Annotated in this window: 13 protein-coding genes; 6 read left to right on the top strand and 7 right to left on the bottom strand. The window is 53.8% G+C overall.

Annotated elements, in window-relative coordinates; all coding sequences use genetic code 11:
• Nucleotides 1–26: 26 nt before the first annotated feature.
• From AC4OVS_RS04315 to AC4OVS_RS04305, 3 genes are read left to right on the top strand one after another with little or no spacing between them, the layout of a single operon-like run.
• Nucleotides 27–1430, top strand: coding sequence for a cytochrome ubiquinol oxidase subunit I (locus AC4OVS_RS04315; protein ID WP_491922203.1), 1404 nt, complete (start codon nt 27–29; stop codon nt 1428–1430).
• Nucleotides 1430–2440, top strand: coding sequence for a cytochrome d ubiquinol oxidase subunit II (gene cydB / locus AC4OVS_RS04310; protein ID WP_022649265.1), 1011 nt, complete (start codon nt 1430–1432; stop codon nt 2438–2440). The genes AC4OVS_RS04315 and cydB overlap by 1 nt, the downstream gene beginning before the upstream one ends.
• Nucleotides 2441–2448: 8 nt before the next feature.
• On the top strand, nt 2449–4074 hold the full coding sequence (locus AC4OVS_RS04305; RefSeq protein WP_491922202.1) for an alpha-amylase family protein: 1626 nt from the start codon (nt 2449–2451) through the stop codon (nt 4072–4074).
• Here AC4OVS_RS04305 and AC4OVS_RS04300 read toward each other — a convergent pair whose 3' ends face one another.
• Genes AC4OVS_RS04300 through AC4OVS_RS04285 form a run of 4 tightly spaced genes read right to left on the bottom strand, consistent with a single transcriptional unit; the run spans nt 4075 to nt 6571 of the window.
• Nucleotides 4075–5061: an SDR family oxidoreductase gene (locus tag AC4OVS_RS04300; protein WP_023298529.1), complete on the bottom strand. Its 987-nt coding sequence runs from the start codon at nt 5059–5061 to the stop codon at nt 4075–4077.
• A gap of 16 nt (nt 5062–5077) precedes the next feature.
• The gene (locus AC4OVS_RS04295) at nt 5078–5596 is read right to left on the bottom strand and encodes a 2-oxo-tetronate isomerase (RefSeq protein WP_022649268.1); all 519 of its coding nucleotides are present in this window, start codon (nt 5594–5596) and stop codon (nt 5078–5080) included.
• Between the two features lie 15 nt (nt 5597–5611).
• Nucleotides 5612–6058, bottom strand: coding sequence for a DUF421 domain-containing protein (locus AC4OVS_RS04290; protein WP_491922201.1), 447 nt, complete (start codon nt 6056–6058; stop codon nt 5612–5614).
• A 9-nt stretch (nt 6059–6067) separates the two neighbouring features.
• On the bottom strand, nt 6068–6571 hold the full coding sequence (locus AC4OVS_RS04285; RefSeq protein WP_275062046.1) for a hypothetical protein: 504 nt from the start codon (nt 6569–6571) through the stop codon (nt 6068–6070).
• A 139-nt stretch (nt 6572–6710) separates the two neighbouring features.
• On the opposite strand from AC4OVS_RS04285, the gene AC4OVS_RS04280 reads away from it, so the two are divergent.
• Nucleotides 6711–7100, top strand: a complete 390-nt coding sequence (locus AC4OVS_RS04280; RefSeq protein WP_022649271.1) for a YdeI family stress tolerance OB fold protein — start codon at nt 6711–6713, stop codon at nt 7098–7100.
• A gap of 61 nt (nt 7101–7161) precedes the next feature.
• A complete protein-coding gene (locus AC4OVS_RS04275; protein WP_022649272.1) occupies nt 7162–8046 on the top strand; it encodes an SDR family oxidoreductase in 885 nt (294 codons plus the stop codon).
• Between the two features lie 102 nt (nt 8047–8148).
• Here AC4OVS_RS04275 and AC4OVS_RS04270 read toward each other — a convergent pair whose 3' ends face one another.
• On the bottom strand, nt 8149–10131 hold the full coding sequence (locus AC4OVS_RS04270; RefSeq protein WP_491922200.1) for an alkyl/aryl-sulfatase: 1983 nt from the start codon (nt 10129–10131) through the stop codon (nt 8149–8151).
• 171 nt (nt 10132–10302) lie between these two features.
• On the opposite strand from AC4OVS_RS04270, the gene AC4OVS_RS04265 reads away from it, so the two are divergent.
• A complete protein-coding gene (locus AC4OVS_RS04265; RefSeq protein WP_022649275.1) occupies nt 10303–10701 on the top strand; it encodes a hypothetical protein in 399 nt (132 codons plus the stop codon).
• 58 nt (nt 10702–10759) lie between these two features.
• On the opposite strand, the gene AC4OVS_RS04260 is transcribed toward AC4OVS_RS04265, so the two are convergent.
• Together AC4OVS_RS04260 and AC4OVS_RS04255 are read right to left on the bottom strand one after the other, a co-directional pair.
• Nucleotides 10760–11371 carry an outer membrane beta-barrel protein gene (locus AC4OVS_RS04260; RefSeq protein ID WP_022649276.1) on the bottom strand — a complete coding sequence of 204 codons (612 nt, stop codon included), beginning with the start codon at nt 11369–11371 and terminating at the stop codon, nt 10760–10762.
• Between the two features lie 100 nt (nt 11372–11471).
• Nucleotides 11472–12101 (bottom strand): winged helix-turn-helix transcriptional regulator, encoded by a 630-nt coding sequence (locus tag AC4OVS_RS04255; RefSeq protein WP_022649277.1) that lies wholly within the window; start codon nt 12099–12101, stop codon nt 11472–11474.
• Nucleotides 12102–12137: the final 36 nt, after the last annotated feature.

The following is a 12137-nucleotide window of genomic DNA, read 5'->3' as shown; positions in this document are numbered from 1 at the left end:
GGCTATCAGTTCCAGAGGTACGGAGCATGTTCGAGCTTGATGCGTTTCATCTGGCCAGGATACAGTTCGCCTTTACCGTCTCTTTCCATATTCTCTTTCCGGCAATCACCATCGGGCTTGCGAGCTATCTGGTGGTTCTCGAGGGCATGTGGCTTCGCACAAAAAATGATGTCTGGCGCTCGCTTTACCATTTCTGGCTGAAAATTTTCGCCGTTAACTTTGGTATGGGCGTGGTTTCCGGGCTGGTAATGGCTTACCAGTTTGGGACTAACTGGAGCGGATTTTCCCAGTTCGCAGGCAGCATAACCGGCCCTCTGCTCACTTATGAAGTCTTAACCGCCTTCTTCCTCGAAGCCGGTTTCCTGGGCGTGATGTTGTTCGGCTGGAACAAGGTCGGCCCCGGCCTGCACTTCTTTGCCACCTGCATGGTAGCGCTGGGCACGCTGATGTCCACCTTCTGGATCCTCGCCTCCAACAGCTGGATGCACACCCCGCAGGGCTTCAGTATTCAGAACGGTCAGGTCATTCCCGAAGACTGGCTGGCCATTATTTTTAACCCCTCATTCCCATACCGTCTGATCCATATGTCCATCGCCGCCTTCCTGTGCAGCGCCTTGTTTGTGGGCGCGTCCGGGGCATGGCATCTGCTGCGCGGCAACGACACGCCCGCTATTCGCAAAATGTTCTCCATGGCCATGTGGATGGCGCTGCTGGTCGCGCCCATCCAGGCAGTCGTTGGGGATATGCACGGCCTGAATACGCTTGAGCATCAGCCTGCCAAAATCGCCGCGATTGAAGGCCACTGGGAAAATCCGCCCGGCGAGGCTACCCCGCTGCTGCTGTTCGGCGTACCGGATATGGAGGAGGAGCGCACCAAATACGGGCTTGAAATTCCGGCGCTCGGCAGCCTGATCCTGACGCACAGCCTGGATAAACAGGTCCCGGCGCTGAAAGATTTCCCGAAAGAGGACCGCCCGAACTCGCTCATCGTCTTCTGGTCTTTCCGCATTATGGTCGGCATGGGGCTGCTGATGATTACGCTTGGTGTGCTGAGCGTCTGGCTGCGCTATCGCCGCCGACTCTATCACTCGCGACCATTCCACTGGTTTGCCCTGTGCATGGGGCCAGCCGGACTGCTTGCGCTGCTCGCCGGGTGGGTCACCACCGAAGTGGGCCGCCAGCCGTGGGTCGTCTACGGCTATCTGCGCACGATAGATGCGGTGTCTCTGCACAGCACGTTGCAGATGAGCATCAGCCTGCTGGCCTTTATCGTGGTCTACTGTTCAGTATTTGGCGTGGGTTATGTTTATCTCGCCCGGTTGATAAAGAAAGGGCCGCAGCCTGTCGGCACGCTAACGACTAATACGTCGGGCACCCCTGCCCGTCCGCTGTCCGCCGCCGAGTCTGTTCCGGAAGAGGAGAAGATCTGATGGGCGTCGATATCCCGGTCATCTGGTTTGCCATTATTGTCTTCGCCACGCTGATGTACATCATCATGGACGGTTTCGATCTCGGTATCGGCATGCTGTTCAGCTTTGTGGGCGATGCCAAAGAACGCGACGTAATGGTAAACAGCGTCGCACCGGTCTGGGACGGAAATGAAACCTGGCTGGTTCTCGGCGGTGCGGGGCTATTTGGCGCGTTTCCGCTGGCCTACGCGGTGATTATCGATGCCCTGACCATCCCGCTCACGGCCATGCTGATCGGGCTTATTTTCCGCGGCGTGGCGTTTGAGTTTCGCTTTAAGGCGACCCCTTCCCACCGCAAATTCTGGGACTATTCTTTTGCTGGCGGTTCCCTGCTGGCAACCTTCAGCCAGGGGATCGTGGTCGGCGCGATGATCAACGGCTTTGACGTGGAAGGGCGACGCTTTGTGGGCTCCTCGCTGGACTGGTTAACCCCGTTTAACCTGTTCTGCGGGCTGGGTTTGATTGTCGCCTATACCCTGCTGGCTACCACATGGCTGATCATGAAAAGCGAAGGCGCGCTGCAAAACCGGATGCGTGAGCTGACCCGCCACGTGCTGCTGGCACTGATCGCCGTTATTGCGGTGGTGAGTATCTGGACCCCGCTCGGCTGGCAGTTTGTCGCCGAGCGCTGGTTTACACTGCCTAACTTCTTCTGGTTCCTGCCGGTTCCGGTTCTGGTGGCGGTATTCAGCCTGTGGATCTGGCGGCTGACGCGCAATCCCGACAGCCATGCCCGTCCGTTCCTGTTAACGCTGGGCCTGATTTTCCTCGGCTTTAGCGGACTGGGCATCAGCCTGTGGCCACACATTATCCCGCCGCACATCACCCTGTGGGAAGCCGCCGCGCCGCCTGCCAGCCAGCTGTTTATGCTGATCGGCACGCTGTTAATCATCCCGGTGATCCTGGTTTACACCGCCTGGAGCTACTACGTCTTCCGGGGCAAAGTGTCTGATACCGAAGGTTATCACTAAGGATTGCTATGGCAGGCTGGCATACACGCGCCATTATTTACCAGATTGATACCGCCCTGTTTTACGATCTTAACGGCGATGGTTGTGGCGACATCGCCGGGATCGCCGCGAAGTTGCGCTACATCCGCCGGATGGGCGCGACGGTTATCTGGATCACCCCGTTTTACCTCACCCCTTTTCTCGATGAAGGCTATGACGTAAGCGACCATTTGCAGGTCGATCCCCGCTTCGGCAAGCTCAACGATATCATCGCCTTTATTGAACAGGCGCGGGAGCTGGGGATGAAGGTCATTATTGAGCTGCTGATCCAGCACACCTCGGATGCGCATCCCTGGTTTCAGCAAGCCCGCCGCAACCCGCAGTCACCCTACCGTGACTATTATCTCTGGTCTGACACGGACGAGGACGATACGCCACCGATGTTCCCCGGCGTGGAAAAGAGCGTCTGGACATGGGACGACGAAGCGGGGCAATACTACCGGCATATGTTTTATCACCACGAGCCGGATCTCAATCTGGCCTCCCCGGCGGTGCTGAAGGAGGTTGAGAACATCATCATCTTCTGGCTAAAGCTCGGGGTGTCGGGCTTTCGCCTGGATGCAGCGTCGCACCTGACAAAACAGGCCGGGCGTGGAGATGAAAAACGCGGCCTGTGGATCCTGGAGCATCTGCGCCGTCTTATCGAGCAGCGTAATCCGGACGCGATCCTGCTCGGCGAAGTCGACGTGGAGGTCGACGCCTACAAAGATTATTTTGGTCAGAATGACCGGCTCAACCTGGTGCTGAATTTCTGGCTCAATAAGTACTTTTACGTCAGCCTTGCAGAGAAGAGCGCACGACCGCTGCGCAACGCAGTGAAAAAGATGATTGTGCCGCCGGACTCCTGCTGCTTCGCCAACTGGCTGCGCAATCATGATGAGCTGGATCTGGAAGGGATAGGCAAAAAAGCGAAGCAGACCGTCATTGATGCCTTCGCCCCTGATGAAGAGATGAGCGTGTATCAGCGAGGGATCCGCCGCCGTCTGGCGCCGATGCTTAAGGGCGATCGAAAGCGGCTGGCCTTTTGCCATGCGGTCTTGTTTTCGCTGCCGGGCGTACCGGTCATGCGCTACGGGGATGAAATTGGAATGGGCGATGATTTAGATCTGGAGGAGCGTTACGCCGTACGCACCCCGATGCAGTGGGCCGGATCGCAGGGCGGCGGTTTCTCAGATGCCGACCCGAAAACCTTTATCGCCCCAATGATTGACCATGGTCCGTACCGCTATCAAAAAATCAACGTGGCGGATTCGCTGTTGCACCGCAACTCCCTCCTGCACTGCATTATCGATATCGCCAATACGCGCTCGGAGTTTCCTGAGATCGGCGTCGCGCCGTTTCGTCTTATTACTATCGACAACGATGCGGTACTGGGGATCTATTACGAAACCGACACGCGCAGCATTCTGACCTTCGTTAACTTCAGCGATAAGCCCGTTAATTTTACCGCCAGAGGGATCCGGCATGCGACCTGGACCGCATGCCTGGCGGACAAACGCTACGTCGACGCGCTGGTATGCGGCAAAACCGTCGCGCTTAACCTCAGCGGCTATGGCTACCGCTGGTTCTGGACCGATCGTACCGCACTGCGCTGATTATCGTCTCCGCGAGAGCAGCAGACGCGCCACGATCGCGCCCGTGACGGCGAGGGAGCCGAGCAGCACTTTCCCCGGCATGCCGGAGGTAACGCTGGTGGCGCGCTCTTTTGCTTCGTCGGTGAAGTGCCCGTGGATTTTATGCAAGTCGTTAACCGGCTGATCCAGATAGTCCTGACGGTCATCCGCATTTAGCGTATCGGTCATCTGCCCTTCCCAGGCCTTTTTAACCATCAGCCGGTCCAGAAAACCGGGGAAAAGAAACTGCCCGACAATCGACTGGACAGTGCTGCTGCCCACCCACAGCTCCCGCACCGGTTTCTGCGCCACCTTAAAAATAGCGCTGGCGGCCACTTCCGGCTGAAACACGGGAGGAACCGGGCGCATCGCCCAGGCAAATTTATTCCTCGCCCACTCGAACTGCGGCGTATTGAGGCCCGGCATCTGTACCATTGCGATCTGCACCCGGCTGTTTTCATGCATCAGCTCGGTGCGTACGGCATCGGTAAATCCGCGGATCGCGGCCTTCGCGCCACAGTAGGCTGACTGCAAGGGAATGGAACGGTAGGCCAGCGCGGAGCCAACCTGAATAATCGTTCCGCGATCGCGAGGGGTCATTAACTCCAGCGCGGCGCGGGTGCCGTTAACATAGCCCAGATAGGTCACCTCGGTGACGCGGCGAAACTCCTCCGGGGACATGGTGCGAAACGGCGCCAGCATCCCGCCCATAGCGTTATTCACCCACACATCGATGGCTCCAAGCCGGTATTCAATTTCGTTAGCAGCATCGGTCACCGCCTTGCTGTCCGCCACGTCGGCCTGAACGGCACACGCGTTGATCCCGAAACGGCGCAACTCCTCTTCTGTGGAGCGCAGGCTCTGCTCATCGCGGGCAATAATGCCTACATCGTAGCCCGCTTTAGCAAAGTGCAGCGCCGTGGCTTTCCCCACGCCCGCCGTACCGCCGGTAATAACGATAACAGCCATAGCCTTTCCCCTTGTCTCAGACGTTATCCCACCCGGAGAGTATTTCGATCAGTTCAGACAGCGAATAACGCACCGCTTTTTCCACCACATCCTGACATTCACCGGAAAACAGCACGGTGCGGGTTTCCGTCTGTCCGCGAATATTCCAGCCGAAGCAGACCGTACCGGCTGCCGTGCCATCGTCTCCGCCTTCCGGTCCCGCATAGCCGCTGATGGCAACACCAATATCCGCCTCGGCAATATCGCGAATTTTAGCGGCCATCTCAGTAACCGTTTGTTCACTGACGGCGGTGAAGCGCTCAATCGTTTCGTGCCGCACGCCGAGGATCCTCTCCTTCGCCGCATCGCTGAACACCACCATGCCAACGTCATAAAATTCCGCCGTGTTCTCTTCAGCGCAAAGCGCAACCGCGAGATTACCGCCGGTGCAGGACTCCGCCGTGGTTAGACGCAGTCCTCTTTCTGTGAGCGTCGTGGCAAGCTTTTTCGTCAGCTCGCTGATGGTCGTATTATTATCGTGAATAAGGTTGCTCATGGATGTGCCCCTTAGTTAATTTTCTTCAGGAATAATTGAAATATGGCCGTTACGCTCAAGGATCGCGTACTTAATATCCTTTAATTCCGTTATGCCGTGGTTCCGGCGTGCTGAAACCAATATATCATCGCAGGATACATCGACTTTTTTCAGTTTATCCGCAATGGGAATACCATTCTCTACCAATATCACCGGGGTGCCATCAAGAACATTCTCAACAGAAGAAGAATATTTTTTAATCAGGCCAAAAATAATATCCACCACCACCAGCGTTGTTATTGTAATCATCGCACCGGTGACGGAAAAATCTTCGCCCAGTAGCGCCTGCTGTGTCGCCTCACTGATAATTAAGAGCAAAATAAGGTCAAAGCTGGTCATTTGCAGCAGGGCGCGCCGTCCGGCGACTTTAAACACGATCACCAGAAACAGGTATATTGCCAGGGCACGAAAAACCATGTCCATATTCGACTCCTAGGGGTAAATAAACTGCCAGAAGCGGATATCTGGCCCGTTGTTTACGCGGATGCTGTTGGTCCATTTCCCTGCTTTTGTCGGCGTGATGAACAGCAGGACGGTGAACTTATCGCTCTGTTTCAGATTGTCGTAAACGAGATACAGGGTGTTCCCCCGGCTATACATGCTGTCCGGCTGCGGCCAGACGCTGCCCGGCTCATATACGTCGCTGCTTTCGCTGGTCAGGCTGAGAATATATTTACCCTCAGACGTCACCGGAAACGTCAGCGTCATCCGCGATTCGGTCTGGCGGCGGCCGAAGCGCTCATAGCTCAGGTTCAGGGATTTTGCTTCGTTTGTTTTCTCCACGTCGCTAACCGCACCGCTGGAAAACAGGCCGGCTAATGCGGCCACGATAATACCTAACAGTACAATAAAACCCACCTGACGAAATGCATACTCAAACGTCAGTAAACGATAACTCTCTTTTATCCCAGGCACTTTTTCATTTTTTGGTTCCATGGCTTTTGTCACCGTTTCGCTTAATTGCCGAAATTTTTGATTTTTCTACGCAAATGCTTTTAAGACTTATCACATTTGCCACATAAAGAAATAGCAACAATACTTAATAAGTCAAGACATCCAAAATGAAGGATATCAGATGAAATTATCAGTGATTTCAGCCTTGTTAATATTAATTATCCCTTCCGCATGGGCAGATAATAACGGCGGGTTACAAAAGGGTGAAGCGCCGCCACCGCCGCATGCCCTGGACAGTGGTTATCGTGGTACCGATGATGCGCGCATTATGACCATTACTCAGGCAAAAGAGATGCATGATGGCGCCTCTATTTCATTGCGCGGCAATCTTATTGATGGCAATGGCGATAAATACGTATTCCAGGATAAAACCGGGAAAATCGACGTTATTATCCCGAAAGCCGTATTTGACGACAGAACCGTGGAACCTGACAACATGATCAGTATTAGCGGCTCGCTCGATAAAAAATCATCCCCACCCGTAGTGCGGGTCAGCCACTTGCAAAAATAATTCAGCGAAGCGTTAACGCTGTAACTATCCATCAAATCTCACCCCTAACAAGGAGTTAGCTATGAGTGATAATGAACAACGTACGAACGCTTACCCAACGCCACCTTTCCCGGAGCAGCCTCAGACGCCACCGGGCCTGGCCTCTGAAATGGACCCTGTTCCCGATCACGGCGAGACAAGCTACAAAGGGCATGGCCGGCTTACCGGTAAGAAGGCGCTAATTACCGGGGGCGATTCCGGCATCGGACGCGCAGTAGCCATTGCCTATGCCCGCGAAGGGGCAGATGTCGCCATTAACTATTTGCCGGAAGAGGAAGAAGACGCTGCGGAAGTGATCGCCCTGATTAAAGCGGAAGGACGGAATGCCGTCGCGCTTCCGGGCGATGTGCGGGACGAAACTTTTTGTCAGAACCTGGTGGAACAGGCCGTCGGAAAACTGGGCGGGCTGGACATCCTGGTGAATAACGCAGGCCGCCAGCAGTACCGTGAGACGCTGGAAGAACTGACCACGGAAGATTTTGACGCGACCTTTAAAACCAACGTCTATGCGCCTTTCTGGATCACAAAGGCGGCGTTGCGCCACATGAAAGCTCCCGCTTCCATCATTAACACCTCATCTGTACAGGCGGTAAAACCGAGCGCCGTACTGCTTGACTATGCGCAGACCAAAGCCTGTCTCGCGGTGTTTACCAAAGCGCTGGCGAAACAGCTGGGTCCGAAAGGGATCCGCGTGAACGCGGTAGCGCCCGGACCTTACTGGACCGTGCTCCAGCCCAGCGGTGGGCAGCCACAGGAAAAAGTGAAACATTTTGGCGAGAGTACCCCTCTGGGACGCCCGGGACAGCCCGTGGAGATCGCACCGCTGTATGTCACTCTGGCCTCGGATGAGTGTTCATACACCTCCGGGCAGGTCTGGTGTTCAGACGGCGGCGACGGCGTCATCTAGCGCTCAAGCAGCGCAGAGTGTAGGCCGGGTAAGGCGAAGCCGCCACCCGGCAAATTGTTGCTGGCGAATGCTAAAAGGCTGCGAAAGCAGCCTTTTTTACATTTAAGGGGTGACGACAGGAAACCAGAAACTGAAGCTCTCCATGCAGCGCAGCATTTCGTCTACCTTCGCGGCGTTGCCGACGATCATCACCTCTCCTGCCTGTTGCGCCTTTTTCAGCGTGGTCTCCTTAAGGATGATTTTGTTCAGCGTTTCGCGGCTGAGCGTAATGGTTGCATCCGGATCTTCTGCCTGGATATTGGCACTGTGGTTTAGCACGCCATTCTCCAGCTCCAGCTTATACCTGCCGCCCTCGCGGCCTAAATCAACGTTAAAAATGCCTCTGGCATTCGCCGCTCTGACGCCGTTAAGGTGAACGCCGAAGTAGTCAAAAATCATCTCAGTTGACATGGCACGGACCGCATCCGGGCTGGCGGTTTTGGGCGTCGGCTTTATCTTCACGCCGTTACGCAACTCTTGCGCACCGGTGAGGTAGGCGTTACGCCACGGCCCTGACTCCGCATGGTATCCCAGCTGTTCAAACGCATCGGCTTCCAGTTCGCGCGCCGCCTTATTATTCGGATCGGCAAAAACGACTTTACTGACCACCTGAGCCACCCAGCGATAATTCCCCCGGGCATAATCGACACGGGCTTTTTCAAGGATTGCGCGGGCTCCGCCCATGTAATCGACATACTTTTTCGCCGCCTCGACCGGAGGCAGTTCATCGAGCGTCGCCGGATTGCCGTCGAACCAGCCAAGATAGTAGACATAGGTGGCTTTGACGTTGTTGCTTACCGAGCCGTAATAGCCACGGCCTGCCCAGGATTTAGCCAGCCCGTAGGGCAGGGCGAAATTTGCGGCTATTTCATCCCTCGTCAGCCCCTTATTCGCCAGTCTGAGCGTCTGGTCGTTGATATAGCGGTAGATATCACGCTGGCTTTTCATCAACTTCACCACTTTTTTGTTACCCCACGTGGGCCAGTGGTGCTGCGCGATAATGATTTCCGCTTTATCACCCCAACGATCGATGGCGTTATTGATGTACTTTGACCATGCCAGCGGATCGTGTATTTTCGCCCCGCGCAGCGAGTAGGTATTGTGCAGGGTGTGAGTGACGTTCTCTGCTGCTTCGATCAGCTTTTTCTCTTCCACATACCAGAGCATTTCAGACGGTGCTTCCGATTCCGGCGTCAGCATAAAGTCATAGGTGAGACCGTCAATGACCTCTTTCTGCTCCTCTTCGGTAATAGAGTGAGTGGGCGCGATGAGCGTGACCGTTCCGGCTGAGGTGGTAGTCCCCAGACCTGCCCCCACCTGACCCTTCACACCGGGTTTCAGCAGGTTTCCGTGGATATAGCTGGCACGGCGGCTCATGGCGTTTCCGGCCATGATATTTTCCGATACCGCCTCTTCCATAAAACCGGCTGGCGCATAGACTTTCACTTTGCCGGACATTACCCCGGCTTCATCAATTACGCCACGCACGCCGCCATAATGATCGACGTGGCTATGGGTATAAATAACGGCAACAACCGGACGTTTGCCGCGATGCTTAACGTAAAGATCCATGCCCGCTTTAGCCGTTTCCGCAGACACCAGCGGATCGATAACCGTGATCCCCTCTTTGCCTTCTATGATTGTCATATTCGACAGATCGAGGTTGCGGATCTGGTAGACGCCTTCCGTGACTTCAAACAGACCGCCGATATTATTCAGCTGCGCCTGACGCCACAGGCTCGGGTTGACGGTATCCGGCGCTTTTTGCCCTTCTTTGATAAAAGCGTATTTCTGGGGATTCCAGATAACGGCGCCTTTTTCACCTTTAATCACCGCAGGTGGCAGCGGGGCAATAAAGCCTTTATGCGCATTTCGGAAATCGGTTTTATCAAAGAAGGGCAGTTGACCATAAAGTGCATCATTCATGTGTTTCGTATGGGCAGTGGCTTCCTTCACCTCCTTTTGTGCCAGGACAGGCAATGAGATCAACGAGGCCAATAGCAGACCAGCAACGGCCATCGCACTAACGAGAGTTTTAAATTTCATACATCCTCGAGGCGTCATATTCACGCTGGCGGTACATGGGGGGAAAGGAGGCTATCACCGGGCTTTTCTTTTACCTATGGAAATAACGTTTATAAATAAATAAGTTTATTCTTTCGTCGCTGCGGCCTTCAGGGATAATGCTGAGTCCAATTATTTCCCCGGAGTGATTCGATGAAGAGCCTGCCGTTCTTTTTCGCTATATTAAGTCTGAGCACATTAACAGCATGTAGCTCTCCACCACCAGACAACGTTGAAAAGATTAATCATCTGCAAATTCCGCTGGTATTACCGGGGGAAAAACCGCCGCAGGCACAGATATCTCATATCGCGTCTCTTTATCAGGAAAATAAACAGCAGATCGATAACTTAACGCGCAGCGTAAAATCACAGTATCTTCAGGACACTACCGCAAAAGAAATTTTTGTTGCGGACAGCGCTGTTCAACGCGTTTACGCCTCGCTGACTAAACTGGAACAGTTAGATATGGTTAATCAGCAATACCTGAAAGACAATAATGTCACGGGCCTGCAAAATATTCATATTATGCTTGAACCGTTATTCGCCAGCTGACAACAAAAAACCCGGCAACATAGCAGCCGGGTTTTTCTTAATCGCCATATCACATGCATCAGTCGTACTGACCAAAGCGATAGCTAAGCCCTGCGGTGACGGAACTCAGGTCGCTGCTCACACCGATCTGGTTTGCATTACCCACATTGCTTACCCACTGATATTCCAGGCGGCCAGCCCAGTTTTTATTGAAGGCGTATTCAGTACCCACAGCTGCAAGCGGGCGCACACCGGTTTCAAAACGATTGTGACCACTTACATCGGATTCAGCGCGATAGCCCATCGCACCGGCACGGCCGTAGATATCCCAGTCATTGGTCAAGGCATAGCTGGCCTTCAGGGACATTTGCAGACCCTGCGTCTTCATTTGCGCCCCTGCGCCATGCTGACCCTTGATCTGCATGTTGCCTAAATAATCATAACCGCCTTCTACCGCAAGCCATGGGGTAATCTGGTAACCCGTATAAACACCCCCACCGACATTATCATGGTCAAAATCGAAGTGGTCGGAATTATTGTTATCAAATGCTTTTGAACCCATATTGGTATCAAAATAGTGCGACCAGCCGAATTTCGCTCCGCCATACCAGGTGCCCGCATCAGCGGCGGCGAACGCGGAAGTGGCGGTAAACGCATTAACCATAATCAAAGCGAGAACTGTCTTTTTCATAAATATACCGTTTACTTAATAAAGATAAAACTTAGAAAGCAAACGATATAGAAAATTAACAGCCTCGTTAATTCCATTTCTGTTTAATTTTAAACTTCCCCTAGAATGATTCAGGTAAGTGTCTGACTTCAAGCAAATACCCACCGCGCTTAAAGGAGATATATTCTCCCTGTTTAAGGGCGGATAATACATTGAGTATACTACTGCGAGAAAGCAGCGTACGATCCTGAATATATTCCAGTATCGTGGTACGCAAACGCGTCTCCTCCGGGAGCAAAATCATTTCCTGAAGGTGGTTACGAATAACGGAATAGGTACGCTGCTGGAGTACCTGCGCATCACGGAATATCAAATAGGCCGTATGGTATGAGAGCAGCGCTGCGACATCCTCCCAGACGCCCTCGGCACGGAATAACTCGGCCGCCTTGTCCGCATCGAGACGTAAAATGGTCGACTCCCTTTCCGCACGGAGAAAATGGCCTTGCGTAGGCTGGATCATCTCAGCAATACCAAACAAATGCGGCTCGTAAACGGTCACGACCACCAGTCCATCTGATGTCCGCAGCAGGGACAGCTCCCCTTCCAGAAAGAGGTACATCTGCTGTTTCCCCTTCCGTAACCAGGTGAGTCGCTTACGTGGAACAACGTGCACTTTCTCCGCTATCGGCTCAAGGATAGCGGTCAGTCGTTCGATGGATTTTTCGGGTCGAACAGGCGGTAAAATATGCATGGTACAACCTTCTGACATTCAGTATCTGCCATTATA

Source organism: Enterobacter sp. 4974935 (genome assembly GCF_058661735.1).
The sequence above is the reverse complement of the archived record's forward strand: the minus strand, read 5'-3'. Positions and strand labels throughout refer to the sequence as shown.